Below are 20,066 nucleotides of genomic sequence, written 5' to 3' on the forward strand. Positions count from 1 at the left end.
GCCGTGCGGGGCGGCCCCGGGCACGGCGGGCGGGGCGGCCCCGGCCCGGCCGTGCGGGGCGGCGGCCCCGGACCGGGCGAGGAGCCGGAGCCCGCGTACGCGGCGATCACGGGAGGGGACTGAGCCATGGGGTACCGGCCGTCGCAGCAGTTCAGGAAGACCGTCCTGGGGGCGGGGGCCGCCCTGCTGCTCCTCGCGCTCAACGCGCCCGCCGCGCTCTCCTTCGCCGAGGCCAGGTACCACGCGTACAAGATCGGGCGGCCGGGCTACCGCGCCCAGTACGGCTCCTGGGCGCTGATCGGCCTCCCCGACGAGTACAAGATCAACGCGATGCACGCGGCGCTGCTGCACACCGGCAAGGTCCTGCTCATCGCCGGCTCCGGCAACGACCAGCGCAACTTCGACAACGGCACCTTCTCCACCGTCCTGTGGGACCCGAAGGACGACACCTTCAAGAAGATCCCGACGCCCGAGGACTTCTTCTGCTCCGGACACAGCCAACTCCCCGACGGACAGCTGCTCGTGGCCGGCGGGACGGCTCGCTACGAGGTCCTCGACGGCAAGGTCACCCGCGCGGGCGGCGGCATGAGGGTCAAGAACGAGAACCCGGACAAGGCGGTCAGACTGCCGAAGGGGACCGTCTTCCGGTCCCCTTCGGGCGTCGAGTACGTGTCGAAGTTCGACGTCACCGTCCCCAGGGCCACCCGCCGGTTCGAGATCGCCCGCGGGCGCGGCGGGCAGGTGCTGCCGTGGAAGACCAAGGTGGTCGCCGCCGAGGCCCGGGTCTTCGTGGAGGCGGTGGAGCGGGGCGCCGCCGGGCTGACGACCCAGGCCGCGCAGTACGCGGTGGCCGGTCTCACCGGCAAGGACGCGAACGACGTCTACGGGCTCGCGGAACGGCTCAGCGCCGACAAGCAGGACTTCCAGGGCATCAAGTCCGCCTACGAGTTCGACCCCAAGGCGGAGAAGTACGTCCCGGTCGACCCGATGAAGGACGCCCGCTGGTACCCGACCCTGGTCGGCCTCCAGGACGGACGGGTCCTCGCGGTGTCCGGGCTCAACGACGTGGGTGACGTCGTACCCGGCGACAACGAGTACTACGACCCCCGCACGAAGAAGTGGTCCAAGGGGCCCTCCCACTACTTCCCCACCTACCCCGCCCTCTTCCTCACCCAGGGCGGCGAACTCCTCTACACCGGCTCCAACGCGGGCTACGGGCCCAAGGACAAGGGGCGCGAGCCGGGCCTGTGGGACCTGACGGCGAACCGGTTCCGGAAGGTCGGCGGACTGGCCGACCCCGACCAGCTGGAAACCTCCTCCTCGGTGCTGCTCCCGCCGGCGCAGGACCAGAAGGTGATGGTGCTCGGCGGGGGCGGGGTCGGCGAGTCCAAGCTCGCCACCGCCCGCACCGCGGTCGTCGACCTCAAGGAGGCCGAGCCGGTCTTCCGCTCGACGGCCCGGCTGCCCCGCGGCGTCCGCTACCTCAGCAGCGTGCTGCTCCCCGACGACTCGGTCTTCACGACGGGCGGCTCCGCCGACTACCGGGGCCGGGGCGCCAGCGACATCCGCAAGGCGCAGTTCTACCACCCGCGCACGGACTCCTTCGTGGCCGCGGCCGATCCGACGGTGGGCCGCAACTACCACTCCGAGGCGCTGCTGCTGCCCGACGGCAGGGTGGCCACCTTCGGCTCCGACCCGCTCTTCGCGGACAAGGACAACACCAGACTGGGCAGGTTCGAACACCGGCTGGAGGTGTACACCCCGCCCTACTTGTACCGGGACCCGGCGCTGCGGCCGGTCCTCGGCAGGGGGCCCGAGGAGGTCCGCCCCGGCGGCCGCGCCACCTTCGAGGCGAAGGGGGCGCGGCGCATCGAGCGGGCCCGCCTGATGCGGCCGAGCGCGGTCACGCACACCACGGACGTGGAGCAGCGGTCGGTCGAACTCGGGCTGGAGAAGGCGTCCGGCACGGTGACGGTCACCGTGCCGGCGGACCCGACCCTGGTGCCGCCCGGCTGGTACATGCTCTTCGTGACGGACGCGGACGGGACCCCGTCGGTGGCGAAGTGGATACGCGTCCGGGCGGACTCCTCCGGCTGAACACCGCCCGGCCACGGCACTACTGGTCGGTGGAGCGGCGGGCCAGGCCCAGGGCGTAGTCCGGCCACCACGTGCCCGCCGGCGGACCGCCGCGGCAGGGGCCGTCGGACTCGCCGGGGCGTTTGATCCACAGGTACGCGTCCACGAGCGGGTCGCCCGTCCGGTCGGTCGGGGGCGTCCCCAGCGCCCGGCCCGGCGGGTTGCACCAGGAATGTGCCCGGTCGGCGCCCGGGAGCGGGCCGGCGCCGTTGCGGCTGGTGTCGATGACGAAGTGCTTGCCCCCGGCCGCCTTGGAGATCGCCGCTCCGTACTCCCGGGCGGCCGTGTCGGGCTGGAAGTTGGAGACGTTGAGGGAGAACCCGTCGGCGTGCTCGAGCCCGGCCCGGTAGAGGGGACCGACCAGCTTCATCGGGTCCGGGATCCAGTCCGGGTTGCCGGCGTCCAGGTAGACCTTGGTGTTCTTGTTGCGCTTGAGCCGGTCGACGGCTTCGGAGAGCAGGCGCAGGCGCTCGTCGTGGTGGTCGGCCCGGGTGCAGCCGTCGACGACGTGCGGGACCGCGTCGGGCTCCAGGATGACCAGGGCCTTGTTGTCGGCGATGTTGTCGGCGAAGGCACCGATCCAGCTGCGGTAGGCGGCGGCCCCGGCCGCGCCGCCGGCGGAGTGCTGGCCGCAGTCGCGGTACGGGATGTTGTACGCGGTGAGGACGAGCGTGCGGCCGGCCGCGCGGGCGCTCTCCCCGGCCCGGCGGATCTGGGGGCCGGGGTCGTCCCCGGGACCCCACAGGGACATCGGCCGGTCGGAGATCCGCCGGAGGACCTGGGCGTCGCCGTTGCGCCCCTGCGCCTCCCAGGCGGCGACCTGCCGGGCCGCGTCGCTCTGCGGGTCCACCCAGAACGGCGACTCGTCGAGGATGCCGACGGCCGCCGGGCGCTCGGGCGGCGCGGATTCCGGCCGCGCGGCGGGGGCGTTGCTGCAGGCCGGTGCGGTGAGGGCGAGGGCAAGGACGACGGCGGTGGTGAGGGGGGTGCGGGCTCTGCGACGGACTGGCATCCGGCGGCTTCCTCGGGGCGAAGGGGCGGGCAGCGGACCGGGATATCGTGACATGACGGTCATTCGGGCCCGGCCGCGACACCGCCGCGCGGGGTGGGGTGGGTGGGCATGCGTGCGGGTGTGCGGGCGTCGGCCTACGCCCCGGCCGTCGGACCCGCGGTCAGGGCGATGGCCAGGGGGGTGCGTTCGTAGAGGATCTGGTGGCCGTGGCGGGACGCGACCAGGAGGCCCGCGCCCTGAAGGGCCTTCAGGTGGGACGAGACCGTGGAAGGGGCGAGGCCCAGGCGGTGGGCCAGGGCCGTGGTCGAGGCCGGATCGCTCAGCGCGCAGAGGACGTCGGCGCGGGCGCGGCCCAATAGCCGCGCGAGGGCCCGCGGGGTCGGGCCCGCCGAGGCCGTCCACAGGGCGCCGATGCCGCGGGCCGGGTACGCCAGCGTCGGCTGCCACGGCGGGTCGTAGCCCCCGACCACCTCCGGCCAGACGAACGCGCTCGGCATGAGCAGGAGCCCCTGGCCGTCGAGCGAGCGGTCGTGGTGGTTGCGGCGGTCGATCGTCAGGGTGTCGCCCGACCAGCGCAGGTCCGGGTGGAGGCCGTCGAAGAGCGCCTCCAGCCCGCCCGCCGCCAGCCGCCGCGAGTGGAAGAGGATGTCGGCCTCCAGGAGCGCCCGCAGCCGGGGCCAGTGCGGGGCGACCAGCGCGTGCCAGGCCGCCTCCATCAGGTCGGCCAACTCCTGGACCGCCCGCGCCGGATCGGCCAGCATCCGCTGCCCGGCCTCGCTCTCCAGCGCTCCCGGGGTGCACACCAGGGAGCGTCGCAGGTCGTCCTCGGCCGCCTGCGGATCGGCGGCCCGGACCCGCGCCAGCTCCTCCTCGAAGGTGACGGAGGGGCCCGCCGGCGGCGGACTGAGGAAATCCGGATTGTGCCCGGCACGTGGCATCAGCAGCCACAGCGGACGCAGGTCCAGCCCGGCCGCCGCCGCGCGGATCTGCCGGAGCCAGGGCAGGTGGTAGGCGTGCCGCCGAGGATCCAGCAGGACCCGTACCGCCTCCTGCGTCTCCCAGCGGGGAGAGATGGAGAAGCGGCAGCGCATCAGGTCCGCGGGACCGAAGCGATAGTGGAACGTCACGGGGCCCTCCGGGGTTCGGGCGGAACGGACCGGACCGCCCCCGGGGCGCATCCGGCCGCCGGGCCCCGGATCACCGGATCACCCGAGCCGCCGAGGGGCCCGGGGCGAGGCGGGGTGGCCGCGGTGATTCGGGCTGGGACGAATCTCTGTCGTCCCAGCCTAGGCGTCGCCAAGGTGATCCGTATGACCACCGTCGACCCGGGCACACCCCCCGCCGAACCCCGGACCACACCCCAGGGGGCCCCTGGCTCCGTGCGGGACTCCGCCTCCGCCGTGTCCGGGTCGGGACCCGGGCCGGGGGCCTCCGAGCCCGCTCCTGCCCCCGCCCCCGCTCCGGCGCTCGCCCCCGCCTCCGCGAAGGAACCCGCCGGCTACCGCTCCATCTTCCGCGTCCGGGAGTTCCGGCCCGTCTTCGCCGCGCACCTGCTGTCCGTGCTCGGGATCGTCGTCGCCGAGATCTCGCTCACCGTCCTCGTCTTCCGCGCCACCGGCTCGCCCCTGATGAGCGCCCTCACCTTCGCCATCGGCTTCATCCCCTACGCCTTCGGCGGCACCCTCCTCGCCCCCCTGGCCGACCGGCTTCCCGCCCGCCGCGTGCTCGTCGGCTGCGACCTGCTCTGCGCGGCCTGCGCGGCGGCCATGGCCGTGCCCGCCACCCCCGTCGCGCTGCTCCTCGTACTGCGCTGCGCGATGGCCTTCGTGGCACCGCTGTTCCAGGGCACCCGCAGCGCCTCCCTCGCCGACATCCTCGGCGCCGGGGACGCCTACGTCCTCGGCCGCTCCCTGCTGCGGATGGTCGCGCAGAGCGCCCAGCTCATCGGCTTCGGCCTCGGCGGGCTGCTGCTCACCGTGCTGGCCCCGCGCGGGGCCATCACGCTCACGGCCGCCGGATTCCTCGGCTCGGCGCTCCTGCTGCGCCTCGGCACCCGGGCCCGGCCCGCCCGCGCCGCGGACGGTGCGCCCCGCAGCTCCCCGCTCGCGGGACTGCGCGCGGTCCTGGGCGAGCGCCGGCTGCGTGCGCTGACCCTGCTGTGCTGGCTGCCGCCGCTCTTCGTGGTCGTTCCCGAGGCGCTGCTCACCCCGTACGCCGCCGGGATCGGCGCCTCCACCGCCGCGCTGGGGCTGCTGATGTGCGCGCTGCCGGCCGGCACCATCGCCGGGGAGCTGTGGGCGGGCTCGGCGCTCACCGCCCGAACGCGTTCGCGGATCGTGGCCCCGCTCGCCGCCCTCGCACCGGTCCCGCTGCTCGCCTACGCCGTCCGGCCCGGCGTACCGCTCCTGCTGGCCGCGCTCGTCCTGGCCGGGTTGGCCCACGCCTACACCCTTGGTCTCGACCAGTGGTACGTGGACGCCGTCCCCGAGGAGCTCCGCGGCCGGGCGATGACCCTGCTGAGCACCGGCTTGATGACCTCGCAGGGGGTGGGCATGGCGCTGGCCGGGGCGGCCGCGGAGTTCCTGCCCGTGCACGCGGTGGTCACGATCGCCGCCGTCCTCGCCACGGGTGTCGTCCTGCTGCTGCTCGCGGAGGTGCGCGGGAGCGACGGGCCGAGGCGTGAGACGGATCCCGGCGCCAAATGACCGCCCGGTAGGGTCTGGTGCGTGCCCAAACCGCTCAGCCTTCCCTTCGACCCCATCGCCCGCGCCGACGAACTGTGGCAGCAGCGGTGGGGGCCGGTGCCGTCGATGGCCGCGATCACCTCGATCATGCGGGCGCACCAGATCCTGCTCGGCGAGGTCGACGCGGTCGTCAAACCGTACGGACTGACCTTCGCCCGCTACGAGGCGCTGGTGCTGCTGACCTTCTCCAAGGCCGGGGAACTGACGATGTCGAAGATCGGCGAGCGTCTGATGGTCCACCCGACGTCGGTCACCAACACGGTGGACCGGCTGGTGAGGTCCGGGCTCGTCGCCAAGCGTCCCAACCCGAACGACGGCCGCGGCACGCTCGCCTCGATCACGGACAAGGGTCGCGAGGTCGTCGAGGCGGCGACGAAGGCGCTGATGGAGATCGACTTCGGGCTGAGCGCGTACGACGCCGAGGAGTGCGCGGAGATCTTCGCCCTGCTGCGCCCGCTGCGCGTGGCGGCCGCGGACTTCGAGGAGAAGTAGCCGCGGTCTGTGCCGGGGCGGCCCGCTGCAAGATCGTGCAAAACGGACGGCTAGGCTCGACGGCATGAAACGAAGCGTGCTGACCCGCTACCGCGTCATGGCCTACGTGACCGCGGTCATGCTCCTGATCCTCTGCTCCTGCATGGTGGCGAAGTACGGCTTCGACACCGGCGCCGACCTGACCTTCGCGGTCTCGCAAGCGCACGGTGTGCTGTTCATGATCTACCTGGTCTTCGCCTTCGACCTGGGCTCCAAGGCCAAGTGGCCCTTCGGCAAGCTCCTGTGGGTGCTGCTCTCGGGCACCATCCCGCTGGCCGCCTTCTTCGTCGAGCGCAAGGTCCGCGCCGAGGTCGAGCCGCTGGTCGCGGACGGCCTCGCGACCGCGAAGGCCTAGGGCACGGGTCGATCCGGACCCCCGGGGAGCGACTCTCCGGGGGTTGCCCATCGACATTTACTAGGACGTCCTAGTAAATTCAGGGGTATGGACGCTGACGCCATCGAGGAGGGCCGCCGTCGCTGGCAGGCCCGTTACGACAAGGCCCGCAAGCGCGAGGCCGATTTCACCACGCTCTCCGGGGATGACGTCGATCCCGTCTACGGGCCGCGGCCCGGCGATACGTACGAGGGCTTCGAGCGCATCGGGTGGCCGGGGGAGTACCCCTACACCCGGGGCCTGCACGCCACCGGCTACCGGGGGCGGACCTGGACCATCCGGCAGTTCGCCGGCTTCGGCAACGCCGAGCAGACCAACGAGCGCTACAAGATGATCCTGGCCGCCGGCGGCGGCGGGCTCTCCGTCGCCTTCGACATGCCGACCCTCATGGGCCGGGACTCCGACGACCCGCGCGCGCTCGGCGAGGTCGGCCACTGCGGGGTCGCCATCGACTCCGCGGCCGACATGGAGGTCCTCTTCAAGGACATCCCGCTCGGCGACGTGACCACCTCCATGACCATCAGCGGGCCGGCCGTCCCCGCCTTCTGCATGTACCTCGTCGCCGCCGAGCGGCAGGGCGTCGACCCGGCCCTCCTCAACGGGACGCTCCAGACCGACATCTTCAAGGAGTACATCGCCCAGAAGGAGTGGCTCTTCGAGCCCGAGCCGCACCTGCGCCTCATCGGCGACCTCATGGAGTACTGCGCGAACGGCATCCCCGCCTACAAGCCGCTCTCCGTCTCCGGCTACCACATCCGCGAGGCCGGGGCCACGGCCGCGCAGGAGCTCGCGTACACGCTCGCGGACGGCTTCGGCTACGTGGAGCTGGGCCTCTCGCGGGGGTTGGACGTGGACCACTTCGCGTCCGGGCTCTCCTTCTTCTTCGACGCGCACCTCGACTTCTTCGAGGAGATCGCCAAGTTCCGCGCCGCCCGCCGCATCTGGGCCCGCTGGATGAAGGAGGTGTACGGGGCGAAGTCCGAGAAGACCATGTGGCTGCGCTTCCACACCCAGACGGCCGGAGTCTCCCTCACCGCGCAGCAGCCGTACAACAACGTCGTCCGCACCGCCGTGGAGGCCCTCGCGGCCGTTCTCGGCGGCACCAACTCGCTGCACACCAACGCCCTCGACGAGACCCTCGCGCTGCCGAGCGAGCAGGCCGCCGAAATCGCCCTGCGCACCCAGCAGGTGCTGATGGAGGAGACCGGCGTCGCCAACGTGGCCGACCCGCTGGGCGGTTCCTGGTACGTCGAGCAGCTCACCGACCGCATCGAGGCCGAGGCCGAGAAGATCTTCGAGCAGATCAAGGAGCGCGGACTGCGCGCCCACCCGAACGGGCAGCACCCGATCGGCCCGATCACCTCGGGCATCCTGCGCGGCATCGAGGACGGCTGGTTCACCGGCGAGATCGCCGAGTCGGCCTTCCAGTACCAGCGCTCACTGGAGAAGGGCGACAAGCGGGTCGTCGGCGTCAACGTCCACCACGGCTCGGTCACCGGGGACCTGGAGATCCTGCGCGTCAGCCACGAAGTGGAGCGCGTGCAGGTGCGCGAGCTCGCGGAGCGCAAGGCGGGCCGCGACGACGCGAAGGTGACGCGGGCGCTGGACGCCATGCTGGCCGCCGCCCGGGACGGGTCGAACATGATCCCGGCCATGCTGGACGCGGCGCGCGCCGAGGCCACGATGGGCGAGATCTGCAACCTGCTGCGCGACGAGTGGGGCACGTACACGGAGCCGCCCGGTTTCTGACGCGGCCTCCCGGGATCTGGCGGGCCTCCTCTACGGGCCGGTCACGGCCGTCCACCCCTAAGGTGGCGGCCATGACCGGCCTTCGTCTTCCCGTCCCCGTGTACGGGGTGAGCGCCCGCGTGGTCATGCAGACCAACTGCGGGCCGTACGCGTACGTCGCCGCCGACTTCGAGCCGCCGGGCCCGGACGGTCTGACGGAGGTCCTGAACGCCGTGCCGGAGTCCTCGCTGCCCGCGCGGTACGTGCCGTGCGTGCGGGCGGGCATCGAGCGCGGGTTGGAGGGGGTGGCGGCTTCGGTGCTGCTCGTCGACGCCCGGTTCCACGAGGTGGACTCCTCCGAGTACGGCTACCGGCTCGCCGGGCTGGAAGCGGGCCGGGCCGCCCTGGTGGCGAGCGGACTGCTGCCGCCGGAGGAGGCGGACAGCCTGCGGTGGGCCGAGTGGCCGGGCCGCCCGAGGCCCTGGCCGGGCCACAATCCGCGTTCGGAGGCGCTGATCATGGCGGCCCCCGCCTGGTGCCCGGACTTCCTGCCGCTGTCGGACGGGCGGCCCCCCGTGGTCACGCCCGCGCGGGGCCGGGAGCGGCGCCGCCGGCCGCGCCCCGGAGGCCGTGCATCAGGAGGGCGGTGAAGGAGGCCACCCACAGCTCGTCGACCGGCTCGGAGCTGACCAGCGCGCGGTGGACGACCGTGCCCGCGATCACGTCGAAGATCAGGTCCGTGGTGTGGGCGGCGAGGGACTCGTCCTCCTCGTAGGGGAGTTCGCCGCGGGCCTGCGCCCGCTCGCGGCCCAGTACGACGAGACGTTTCTGCCGGTCCACGATGGCCGACCGGATCCGGTCCCGCAGGGCCTGGTCCCGGGTGGACTCGGCGACGACCGCCATCAGGGCGGTACGGGCCTCCGGGCGTCGCAGCAGTTCCGCGAACCGGAGCACCACGTACTCGATGTCCGCTTCGAGGGAGCCCCGGTCGGGGAGCTCCAGGGAGTCGAAGAGCTCCGCGACGGCGTCCACGACCAGCTCGTTCTTGCCGGACCAGCGCCGGTAGAGGGTGGTCTTCGCGACGCCGGCCCGCGCCGAGACGTCCCCCATCGTCAGCTTCGACCAGCCCAGCTCCACCAGCGCGTCCCGGGTCGCGGCGAGGATCGCGGCGTCGGCCGCGGCACTGCGCGGGCGGCCGGTGCGAGCGGCCGGGGAGGGCGGCGAGGGGAGGGGAGCGCCTGAGCTGGGGTTGCGCATGGCCGAGACCATACCCGCCGGTACTGGAACCGTCGGGGGCCCCGCCGGTGTGGTTCAGATCACGGGGCGCGGACGGGCGGGGCGAGTTACGCTACGGGTCGTAGCGTAAGAGCGGCAACCACGCGAAGAGCTACGGCGCCAGGTGGGGACCCGGCGCCACAGTAGGACGAGCAGGACACGCACGACGGCCGCGGCCGCGCAGGTCGCGGCCGACACGGCGGGAGTCGGACAGTACGGCGGTACGGCGTGCGCGGGCAGTTCGGCAGTGCGACGGATACCGCGATCGGTTCGTTTCGGCCGATCTTTTTCGTCGGCGCGCGCACACGGGGGAGGATGTACGCATGCAGCCCAGAAACATGTCCATGAGCGGCGTCGTCGACCTCGCCGCGGTGAAGGCGGCCGGCGAGGCCAAGGCGAAGGCCGAGCAGGCCCGCGCCGAGGCGTCCCGGAAGGCCGCTCAGGGCGGTGCGCCCGCGTCCGCCGGGGCGGTTCCGCCCTCCGCGCTCGTCTTCGACACCGACGAGACCCAGTTCGAGAGCCATGTCGTCCCGCTCTCGGGCGAGGTTCCGGTCATCCTCGACTTCCGTGCCGAGGGCTTCGAGCAGGGCCGCGAGCAGAGCCTGCTGCTGGAGCGGCTCACGGTCGAGGCCAACGGCCGCCTGGCCCTGGCCGCCCTCGACGTCGCGGCCAGCCAGAACTTGGTCCGCGAGTTCCGCATCCAGGCCCTTCCGGCCGTCTTCGCCCTGGTCGCGGGGCAGGCGATGCCGCTGTTCCAGGACTTCGCGCCCGAGGACGAGGTCCGCGCGATCCTGGCCCAGCTGGTCCAGATCGCCGAGGAGCGCTTCGGAGTCCTCGGTGTCGCCGTGGATCCGGCCGCCGAGGGCGCGGGCGGCCCGGGCCGCGGCCCCGGTGAGGAGCCCGCCGAGGCGCCGGCCGGACCGTACGACGCGCTGCTGGACGCGGCCGTCGCGGCGCTCGACGCCAATGACCTGGGCGGCGCCGTACAGGCGTACAAGAACGTCCTGCTGTCGGATCCGGCCAACACCGAGGCCAAGCTGGGCCTGGCGCAGGCCGAACTCCTCGCCCGTGTCAAGGACATGAACCCGCAGGCGGTGCGTGCCGCGGCGGCCGAGAACCCGCGCGATCCGGCGGCGCAGATCGCCGCCGCGGACCTGGATCTGGCCGGCGGGCACGTGGCGGACGCTTTCGGGCGCCTGGTGGACACCGTCCGCGTGACGGTGGGTGAGGACCGGGATTCCGTACGGGTGAGGCTGCTCGAAATGTTCGAAGCCGTCGGCGCGGACGATCCGCTGGTCTCCTCGGCCCGTGCGGCGCTCGCGCGGGTGCTCTTCTAACGCGGCCCCGCCGCTGGTCCGGCTTCGGTGCGGTGTCCGTCCGGCACGGTCCGACGCCGGTCCGGCGCCCACCCCGCGCCGGTGATTTGTTGACACGGAGATAAACAGCGGCCGCACTTTGCCAAAACTTGGCAATCGCGGCCGCTGTTACTCGCAGTAAATCGAACCCCGTGAACTGTCCGGTGTGTTCACTCTTCCCCCGGTCTGTCGTGGCCCTTGGTGACACCCTGTGTTGCCGCCCGACATCAACAGGTCTTCCTCGCGTTATTCGGCCGTTACCCGCCAGTAACGAACCCCCTTGTGCCCCGGCCGCGAATGGACCACGATCGGCGACGCTCGGTCCTTCCCGCAGAGCCGCTCATCCGGAGCCGCGGCGAAGGGTCCCCACCGGGCCGGCCGGTGGCAGTGGCACCGGCCGTGGGACAGGGGGGTCTTCGCCACACGGCGGAGCCTGTCCCCCAGGTTGCGCGAACGCGTGGCCAAGTGGTTGTCGCTCGGGGGTGATCGCCGGTGTACGGGACGCGGCTCGCTGCGGCTCGGCAGCCTGCGCTCCTTCCCGAGGACGTAGCACTTCTCCCATCCCAGGACGGGCACGGCCCGGACCGGAGATGTACGTCCGAGAAGGAGGAACGAAATGAGTTCTCAGATTCGTGGCGGGACCAGATGGAAGCGCTTCGCGCTCGTCATGGTTCCGAGCATCGCGGCCACGGCCGTGGTCGGTGTGGGTCTGGCGCAGGGTGCCCTCGCGGCTTCCTTCGCCGTCTCGGGCCAGGACTTCAAGGTTTCGGCCGACAAGCTCGACGGTCGCAACCTGATCCAGTACGGCGGCATTGCCGAGGGGCATGACCTCAAGGGCAACGTGGCGCACCACCCGGTCACCATCTCCGGGTTCAGCCACGCCGAGATCACCAACATGTGCCAGTCGCTGGTGACGCCGACTCCGCTCGGCAACATCACGCTGAGGCTCAACACGGGCACCAAGCCGGGCGTGCCCGCCGTGGCGACCAACATCTACTTGGATGTCGCCGAGCTCGACACGGACGCCGAGTTCGAGAACCTCGACATCGGTGTCGCCGTGGGCGACGCGAGCCACAAGACCAAGCCGCAGGCCGGTACGGTCGCGAGCCCGTACGCCTTCTCGCAGCGTGCGGACCGCGCGGTGCTGTCCAACGTGCGCCAGAAGGCCTGGGCGACGACGGCAGGCACCTTCAAGCTGCCCAACCTGAAGCTGCGCCTCCTCAGTGGCGACCAGCCCTGCTACCAGGACGAGAAGTAGTCGCTCCCGGTGCGTAGCCGGACGGGCGGGCGGCGACGGCAGCCGTCGCCGTCGCCCGCCCGTCCGGGCTCCACATAGTTCTCAGTACCACCCGTTTCCAGGGAGCTGTTGTCCATGAACCCCCAGGCCCCGGTTTACGTGCGCGCCGAAGACGACGCCTGGCTCACGATGGTGTACTACCGCTTCCACGCGTGGAGCGGTCGCCGCCCCTTCTGGGCAGGTCTGTTCACGCTCCTCAGCGGTGCTCCGATCATCTACTTCCCGTACGGGGACGTCCGGCTCGGCAACGTCACCCTCGCGATGGCGACGACGACCGGTTCCGGTTCGCTGATCATCGGCGTCCTCCTGATCACGCTGGGGCTGACGCTCTGGTTCCAGCAGGGCGTACGGATCTTCGCGGGTGTCGCCGCCATCCTGCTGGGGCTGGTGTCTGTGCCGGTGTCGAACCTCGGTGGCTTCGGCCTGGGCCTCATCCCCGCTCTGGTCGGCGGCGGTCTCGCGCTGTCCTGGATGCCGGGCAAGCCCGAGGAAGAGGCGGACGCAGTGGACGCCAGAGGCTCAATGCGCGCCGTGGACATGGGCAAGGCGGAGGCGATGGCGGGCTCCCAGGGCCTTGTGGGACAGCGCGCAACGGAAACGCAGGCATACGCGAGCGAGACGACTGCCCACGCCGATGGCGGGAGGAACAGTGCGGGGTGACGAAACGCAGCGGGGTGTCGCCCCAGATGCGCAGTCCCGTGAGAAGAAGGGCCCGCGCCACGCGGCGCCCAGGAAGTCGCTGCTGACCAAATTCCAGATACCCGTCGGCAAGACGATGGCTCTGGCGGCCATGCCGACGGCGGTCTTCGTCGGCATGGGCATGGCGCCGAAGCTGGCCGTGGCCGACGACAAGGACATCCCCTTCGCGCCCGGACCGTGTGTGACGCGGTCCGACGAGCCCGCGGAGTCGGCCTCCCCGTCCCCGTCCCCGTCGAAGACGCCTTCGAAGAAGGCGGAGAAGGCGGAGCCGTCGCCGGGCACGTCGCCCACCGCGGTGCCTTCCCCGAGCGCGAGCCCGTCGGCGTCCAAGGAGGCCGCGAAGCCCGCGGAGAAGCCGGTGGAGACGCCGGCCGCGAAGCAGGCGGCCCCCGCCCCGGAGACCAAGACGGCGAACCCGCTGGACCCGCTGGGTCTCGGCGACGCGGTCAAGGGCCTCTTCGACGAGCTCGGCAAGCCCCTCCAGCCCGCGGTGGCCCCGCCGGAGCCGAAGCCGGCGGCCCCGACCGCGCCGGCGCCCGCCCCGGACCCGGCCGCGAACGCGATCCGCGAAGCCGCGAAGACGGCCGGCGTCGAGGTCTCGGAGCTCTCCGAGGACGTCAAGAAGACCGCGACCGCCCCGAAGGACGAGACCGGCGGCACGTCCAAGGCCGACGCCAAGGCCAAGGCCGCCGCCAAGGCGGCGGCCGACGACAAGGCCGACGCCAAGAAGGACGCGGACGGGAAGCAACCCTTCCCGTGCCCGACCTACGACGCCAAGGCCCTGGCCGACGCCGAACTGGAGCAGGGCATCCCGCTGCTCCCGGACGAGCCCTGGTACCTCGACAGCTCGCTGCTGACCCTCTACGGCCTCGACTACGAGGGCATCGTCGAGGTGAAGACGGCGGGCGGCAAGACCAAGAAGGTCCTGAAGTTCACGGCGGACTCGCTGGACATCAAGGACCTCTACCAGACGGTCGGCAAGGGCGGCCAGATCGCCCATCTGAAGTCCCGACCCGGTTCCACCTCGAAGATCCGCGGGGCCAAGGTGACGATGTACACCGAGAGCCTCAAGGGCAACCTCTTCGGCCTGATCCCGATCGAGTTCAGCCCGAACAGCCCGCCGCCCCTGAACGTCCCCTTCGCGTTCTTCACGAACGCCAAGGTCGTCCAGGCCGGCCAGTTCGGCGGCACCCTGACCGTCCCGGGCCTCAAGAACTACATCGGCCCGGCGGAGTAGCAGCAGCTCTCGACAGGTGAACAAGTCGACCCGCAGTGAATGACCCGCCCTGGCAAATGAGGGGCGGGTCATTCACTTTTGGCCGCCAACTCCCTTGAGCTTTACATACGTTAATGGCGTGCATAATGTGATCTTGCCGCTGCCCAGGGCGCGGTGCGTTGGCTGTCCCAGGGGGGAAGTCCGAGTCTTCGGGTGCCTGTGGCATGCCCGCGCTCATGACTTCAGCGGGGGACCGACAACTCGATGCTGCAATCAATGAACCGCTCTTTGCGCCGGGCGGTGGTCTGTGCCGCCGGTCTGGTGCTGGCCGCCGTCGCGGCGGGGGTGTCCGGCGTGGCGCCGCCGCTCTGGCCGGACGGGACCGTCAACGCCGGCTCCATAGGGGCCCAACCCGTGGGCCCGCCCCTGAAGACGTTCCCGCTCCTCGCGCGCCACGCGAGCGCCGGAAAGCTCCGGGCGTACGAGCCGAACGGTACGGGCGGTCTGAAGTCCGCCTACGAGCTGGGCGGCGGTTTCGGTGACGCGACCGCACTCGCCCAGGCCAACGTCTCGGAGGGCGGCCGGGGCAACGACCTCTACCACCGTGCCGCCGGAACGCTCTACTACACCGCCGAACACGGCAACGACACCAAGGTCATCGGCGGCGGCTGGGACATCTACGACACGATCGTCTCCGTGGGGAACATGGGCGGTACGTCCGACGCGGACCTGGTCGGCCGGGACGCCTCCGGCGGCCTCTGGCTGTACCAGGGCAAGTCCGACGGCACCCTCGCGGCCCGGATCAGGGTCGGCACCGGGTGGAACGCCATGACGCTCGTGGGCCGTGGCGACTACACGGGCGACGGCAAGGCGGACCTCCTCGCCCGCTCCAGCGACGGCACGCTCAACATCTACGCCGGTACGGGCGCGGCCACGGTGGACGCCGTGGTCGGTACGCGGTATGCCGTGGGCGGCGGCTGGCAGGCGTACAAGACGCTCGCCTCCGCGGGCGACACCGACGGCGACGGGAAGACCGACCTGATAGCGGCGGACACCGCCGGCGCGCTGTGGCTGTTCAAGGGCACCGGCAACGCCGCCGCCCCCTTCGCCGCGCGCGTGCAGATCGGCACCTCCGGCTGGGCCGCCTTCGATGTCCTCTTCTGAGCAGAACGGCTGATACGGGTATGCGCAAGAACGCAACTGCGCCCAGACGCCGTCGTTTCGGCAACTGGACGAGCTTCCTGACCACCACGGCCGTGGCCACCGCCGCGGCCGTCACCTTCACCGGCAGCGGGGTGCAGCCCCTCGACGGCCTGCGCTCGGCCGCCGCCGCAGAGCCCGCCCCCTATGACCTGGAGGCGGCCCAGAAGGTCCGCGAGGCCCAGTGCCTGCTCGGCAACGTGCTCCGCAAGGGCGGCGCCGAGATGAAGGCCGTCGCCCGCACGGGCATGAAGGGAACCGAGGCCGAGCTGCTCGCCACCGGGGCGCGCAACTACTGGGACGGCACGCCGCTGTCCGCGGCGTACGCCAAGGACCATGCCGCCGCCAATGCCAAGTTCGCCGAGATGGACGACCGCAAGAAGGCGTGGCAGGCCAATCTGAACATGTACGACATCCCGCCCGGCTACACACCCACGGGATTCCAGTGGCCACCGGACGACCCGACCATCTTTACGGCGACGGGCTACGCGGGCTGGATCGCGGACCGGTTCTGGACGGGTGAGAGCGACTTCTACACGGACACGCACCCGCTGGCCGGCAAGGAATCCGTCGACGCGGCCACCAAGATCGCGAAGGCCCGCTACTACCCGGAGGCCCCCGCGACCTACGAGGACCGCAAGGAGTGGGAATGGCACATGGCGGGGTCCACCCCCATGTACGCCGACGACGCCCGCATCTTCCTGCAGAACGGCGGTTTCCCCACCAGCGCCCCGGCCGTGGACTCGATGGAGTTCCGGATCGACGTGGAGCAGCTGAAGGCGCGCTTCGCCTCCTGCGCGACCCGCAACCCGCTCGACCCGCACAAGGTCCTGACGGCCGAAGCGGCCATCGCCTCCCAGGAGTGGCAGGCCGAGATCGCGGGCCAGAACACCCAGCGCGACATCATCCTCGGTGCCGAGCAGGCCGCTTCCAAGGACCTGCAGATCGCCGCGCAGGCCATGGCCGAGGCGCTCGGCCAGTCCATGATCGCGAGCCGGCTGACCGACTGGGAGGCCCACTTCCTGAAGGTTCCGGCAGGCAGCGGACGGCCGTCGGCGAGTGAGTTCACCAAGGCCCGCACGGGGATCGAGCAGGCCCAGGCCCGTGCGACCGGGCGTCTGTACGTGGCCTCGCGCGCGGCCCAGGACGCCCAGGCGCAAGCCGCCAAGGTGACGACCGCGCAGAACGCCGCGTACGCCGTCGCCGATCAGGCGGGACTGCCCCGCGGCCGGGGTCTGCTCTACGGCCAGCAGGCGGCGCAGATCACCAAGGCGTCGGCGGCCGCTGCCCAGGCGGCGGCCAAAGCCACCGAGACCGCGCTGAACGCGACGCGCGCCTCGGCGGCCGACAGCAAGACCCTGAACTCGCTGGCCATGACGCAGGCGCACGCCTCGAAGGCGGAGTTCCGCCGCAAGGCCGCCGAAGAGGCCGCCGCGCAGGCGAAGTCCGCCGCGGAGGGTGCCGCCGCTCAGGCGGTCAAGGCCGCCGAGAACGCCACCAAGGCGAAGGCCGCGCAGGTCAAGGCGGAGAACGCGGAGAAGGAGGCCAAGACGGCCGCCGCGGACGCGAAGGCCAAGCGGAAGCAGGCCGAGGACGAGCGGGACTACGCCAAGTCGCAGAAGGAACTCGCCGAATCGGAGCGGGCGAAGGCCCAGGCGGCGGAAGCCAGGGCCCAGACCCAGCGGACCGAGGCGGGCAACCAGCTGTCCGCGGCGCAGACGGCGGGAACCACCGCCGAGAGCAAGATGAAGGACGCGCTCGACGCCGAGAAGAAGGCCGTGACGGCCCGCAACAACGCGTCCGATGCGGAGCAGCAGCGCGATGCCCTGGAGGCCAAGGCCTACGCCAAGGAGTCCAAGGCCGTCGCGGACGAAGGCACGGAGGCGGCCGGAGCATCCCGTACCGCCGCCACGGCCGCGCGTACCGCCGCGAACAACGCGGACACGGCGGCCAAGGCCGCACGGGCCGAGGCGGACACCGCGACCGAGGCCGCGACGAACGCCCGAGCGGCGGCCACCCGTGCCCAGGGCGCGGCCAAGCGCGCCCAGGCGGCGGCGGACGCGGCCAAGAAGGACGTCGCGATCACCGAAGCCGCGGTCACGAAGGCCCATTCGGCGGCGGCCGACGCCATCGACGCGTCGGACGCGGCCAAGTGGAACGCGATCACCGCGAAGTCGCTGGCGGAGACGGCCCACCAGAAGGCCGAGAAGGCCAAGACCGACGCCACGGTGGCCCGCAGCGAGGCGGTGGCGGCCGGAGCGGAGTCCATCCGTACGGCCGGATTCGCCTTCGCCACGGCGCAGGCCGCCGTGGCGGCCAGCGAGTCGGCGATGCAGGTGGTCAAGCCGGCCAACGACGCCATCGAGCTGGGTTCTCCGTACAAGGAGACCGACTCCTCGGCGGGTCTGGCCGTACTGACCGGCCAGGCGGCGAAGACGGCGGCCGAGCAGCAGGCGGCCCTGGCCCAGGCCAAGGCGGACCAGGCGGCGAAGGCGGCGGCCGAGGCGAAGAAGCTCGCCGAGCAGGCGGACGCGGACGCGAAGGCGGCGGCGGAGGCCGCGCTGCAGGCGGCCGACTGGGCTGCCAAGGCGGCCAAGTCGGCGCAGGCCGCGCAGAACTCCGCCAACGAGGCGGCAGCGGCGGCGAAGGCCGCGAAGGCCGCCGAGACCAGGACGGTCGAGTACAACCGGCAGGCCACGGCTGACGCCGCGGCGGCCCAGACCGCGGCCACCACGGCGGGCACCTACGCGTCCGACGCGGACGCCGCCGCCACGGACGCGGAGCGCGACGCCGCGTCGGCCCGTACGGCGGCATCGGCGGCCGAGGCCGACGCGTCCACAGCGAACACGGTGGCGACCAAGGCCGAGACCGACGCCAAGACGGCGGAGGACGCGGCGGCCCGCGCCCAGGAAGCAGCGAAGGAGGCCCAGGACGCGGCGACCCGAGCGGAGAACCAGAAGAGCCGCGACACCATCGCCTCGGGCGGTGCGACCGGCCAGAAGGGCGCGTTCGCGCGCCACACGATCGAGCCGGTCGGAGAGCCGGTGGACCAGAACAAGTGCGTCCTGGAGATCGGCTTCGACGGCTGCACGGTGACGTTCAAGCTGACCTACAACCTCACCCTCGATTTCTACCTGTGCACGGACCCGGCCGCTCCGGAGAACGTGACCGAGGCGAACTGCCCGGCCGAGTACGTGACCTGGATCAGCGCCGAGCCCATGGGCCTGCAGGCGTACTACAAGGACGTGTACTTCAGCAGGCTGGAGCTCGCCCTCATCTTCGACAAGGTGTTCCTGAAGACCCTCTGGCACATGATCACGGACGACTTCGTCAACTGTGCCAAGGGCGATACGAAGGCCTGCATAGCGCTGAACATCGACGCGATGATGGCGCTCAAGAACAAGCGCCTGGAACTCCTCATGGACTCGATGCTGGCCTACCGCGCCGTCATGAGGACCGGCGTCGGCCTGGAGGACGCCAGGGCGCTGGCGAACAAGGCCGAGATGGACCCGAGCACGATCGCCGCCTTGGAGCGCGAGGCGGATCTATCCCAGCGGCTGTTCGGCTCGTGCAAGCGCAACAGCTTCCCCGCATCGGTACCCGTACTCATGGCGGACGGTTCGCACAAGCCGATCGGGTCGGTGCGGGTCGGCGACGTTGTGATGGCGGGTGACACCGCGGCGGGGACGGTCAGGACGCAGCAGGTGACCGCCGCCTTCGGGCACGACACCAGCCGACTGATCGACATCACCCTGGCCGACGGCAGCCGCCTGAGCACCACGGCGGGTCACCGGCTGTTCGTCGTGGACCGCGGCTGGATCTTCGCCTCGGATCTGGCGGTGAACGACCGACTGCGGGATCCGCAGGGCCGGGACCAGGCGATCGCAGCTCTGGGCGATCGCGGAAACATCGCTCCCGTGGAGGTGTTCGACCTTACCGTCGACGGTCTGCACACCTTCTTCGTCCAGGCCCAGGGCGCGGCGGCGGTGGACGTGCTCGTCCACAACTGTCTGGACATCGTCGGTGACGAGGGCATTTCGGGTGCTCACACCCTGTCGGACCATGTCGCCCTGGACCGGGTGAAGATTCTGGAGAAGCTGGAGAAGGACTCGCGGGCCACCGAGTGGACCGATAGAGCCACTGCGGCTTCCTCCGTGCGACAAGCCTTCGACGAGTGGAGCGCGGTCCCGGGCAACAAGGACAAGTTGCTCGCATGGCTGAAGAAGCAGCAGGGAAAGCCGAACTTCGATCCGCGTGACGACCTCTTCCCGATCACGTGGAAGCTGCGCGACCAGGGTTCCCTGGGCAAGTCGTGGAAGAAGGGCCCCCCGGATGCGGACGGCAATCCCACACTGGTTTCGACGCCGGTCGGGAACGGTGTGTTCATCCAGATCAAACAGGTGAAGAAGAAGGTCGACGGAAAACATCAGGACGGCTATGTCGTCTACACGAGCTACCCGACGGACTAAGGACACATTG

15 protein-coding genes are annotated in these 20,066 nt (G+C 71.5%); 12 read left to right on the forward strand and 3 right to left on the reverse strand.

Annotated features, from left to right (window positions below):
• Nucleotides 1-126: 126 nt before the first annotated feature.
• Complete coding sequence (locus tag J7E97_RS01085; RefSeq protein ID WP_215021360.1) at nucleotides 127-2,097, forward strand: kelch motif-containing protein; 1,971 nt, start codon at nucleotides 127-129, stop codon at nucleotides 2,095-2,097.
• A 19-nt stretch (nucleotides 2,098-2,116) separates the two neighbouring features.
• Here J7E97_RS01085 and J7E97_RS01090 read toward each other — a convergent pair whose 3' ends face one another.
• On the reverse strand, nucleotides 2,117-3,148 hold the full coding sequence (locus J7E97_RS01090; RefSeq protein WP_215021361.1) for a glycoside hydrolase family 6 protein: 1,032 nt from the start codon (nucleotides 3,146-3,148) through the stop codon (nucleotides 2,117-2,119).
• Nucleotides 3,149-3,282: 134 nt separating this feature from the next.
• On the reverse strand, nucleotides 3,283-4,275 hold the full coding sequence (locus J7E97_RS01095; protein ID WP_374224093.1) for a DUF5937 family protein: 993 nt from the start codon (nucleotides 4,273-4,275) through the stop codon (nucleotides 3,283-3,285).
• Nucleotides 4,276-4,458: 183 nt separating this feature from the next.
• On the opposite strand from J7E97_RS01095, the gene J7E97_RS01100 reads away from it, so the two are divergent.
• The 5 genes from J7E97_RS01100 to J7E97_RS01120 all read left to right on the forward strand — a co-directional run bounded on the left by J7E97_RS01100 (nucleotide 4,459) and on the right by J7E97_RS01120 (nucleotide 9,195).
• Nucleotides 4,459-5,853: an MFS transporter gene (locus J7E97_RS01100; RefSeq protein WP_215021362.1), complete on the forward strand. Its 1,395-nt coding sequence runs from the start codon at nucleotides 4,459-4,461 to the stop codon at nucleotides 5,851-5,853.
• Between the two features lie 21 nt (nucleotides 5,854-5,874).
• Nucleotides 5,875-6,384, forward strand: coding sequence for a MarR family winged helix-turn-helix transcriptional regulator (locus J7E97_RS01105; protein ID WP_215021363.1), 510 nt, complete (start codon nucleotides 5,875-5,877; stop codon nucleotides 6,382-6,384).
• Between the two features lie 64 nt (nucleotides 6,385-6,448).
• The gene (locus J7E97_RS01110; protein WP_215021364.1) at nucleotides 6,449-6,778 is read left to right on the forward strand and encodes a DUF3817 domain-containing protein; all 330 of its coding nucleotides are present in this window, start codon (nucleotides 6,449-6,451) and stop codon (nucleotides 6,776-6,778) included.
• A gap of 87 nt (nucleotides 6,779-6,865) precedes the next feature.
• Entirely contained in the window at nucleotides 6,866-8,566 is a 1,701-nt protein-coding gene (locus tag J7E97_RS01115; protein WP_215021365.1) for a methylmalonyl-CoA mutase, read from the forward strand.
• Between the two features lie 71 nt (nucleotides 8,567-8,637).
• On the forward strand, nucleotides 8,638-9,195 hold the full coding sequence (locus J7E97_RS01120; RefSeq protein WP_215021366.1) for a hypothetical protein: 558 nt from the start codon (nucleotides 8,638-8,640) through the stop codon (nucleotides 9,193-9,195).
• Here J7E97_RS01120 and J7E97_RS01125 read toward each other — a convergent pair.
• Entirely contained in the window at nucleotides 9,125-9,802 is a 678-nt protein-coding gene (locus J7E97_RS01125) for a TetR/AcrR family transcriptional regulator (protein ID WP_215021367.1), read from the reverse strand. The two genes, J7E97_RS01120 and J7E97_RS01125, sit on opposite strands and share 71 nt — an antisense overlap.
• Nucleotides 9,803-10,143: 341 nt before the next feature.
• On the opposite strand from J7E97_RS01125, the gene J7E97_RS01130 reads away from it, so the two are divergent.
• The 6 genes from J7E97_RS01130 (at nucleotide 10,144) to J7E97_RS01155 (ending at nucleotide 20,056) form a co-directional block, all read left to right on the forward strand.
• Nucleotides 10,144-11,157, forward strand: a complete 1,014-nt coding sequence (locus J7E97_RS01130) for a co-chaperone YbbN (RefSeq protein ID WP_215021368.1) — start codon at nucleotides 10,144-10,146, stop codon at nucleotides 11,155-11,157.
• Between the two features lie 634 nt (nucleotides 11,158-11,791).
• Nucleotides 11,792-12,433, forward strand: coding sequence for a DUF6230 family protein (locus J7E97_RS01135; RefSeq protein WP_215021369.1), 642 nt, complete (start codon nucleotides 11,792-11,794; stop codon nucleotides 12,431-12,433).
• A 114-nt stretch (nucleotides 12,434-12,547) separates the two neighbouring features.
• Nucleotides 12,548-13,132: a DUF6114 domain-containing protein gene (locus tag J7E97_RS01140; protein WP_215021370.1), complete on the forward strand. Its 585-nt coding sequence runs from the start codon at nucleotides 12,548-12,550 to the stop codon at nucleotides 13,130-13,132.
• Nucleotides 13,122-14,408 (forward strand): hypothetical protein, encoded by a 1,287-nt coding sequence (locus tag J7E97_RS01145; protein WP_215021371.1) that lies wholly within the window; start codon nucleotides 13,122-13,124, stop codon nucleotides 14,406-14,408. Before J7E97_RS01140 ends, J7E97_RS01145 begins: the two co-directional genes overlap by 11 nt.
• Before the next feature lie 255 nt (nucleotides 14,409-14,663).
• On the forward strand, nucleotides 14,664-15,551 hold the full coding sequence (locus J7E97_RS01150; RefSeq protein WP_251053568.1) for a VCBS repeat-containing protein: 888 nt from the start codon (nucleotides 14,664-14,666) through the stop codon (nucleotides 15,549-15,551).
• Between the two features lie 20 nt (nucleotides 15,552-15,571).
• Nucleotides 15,572-20,056 (forward strand): polymorphic toxin-type HINT domain-containing protein, encoded by a 4,485-nt coding sequence (locus tag J7E97_RS01155; protein WP_215021373.1) that lies wholly within the window; start codon nucleotides 15,572-15,574, stop codon nucleotides 20,054-20,056.
• Nucleotides 20,057-20,066 lie beyond the last annotated feature (10 nt).

The sequence above is a fragment of the Streptomyces sp. ISL-66 genome (genome assembly GCF_018614135.1).
Lineage (GTDB): Bacteria > Actinomycetota > Actinomycetes > Streptomycetales > Streptomycetaceae > Streptomyces.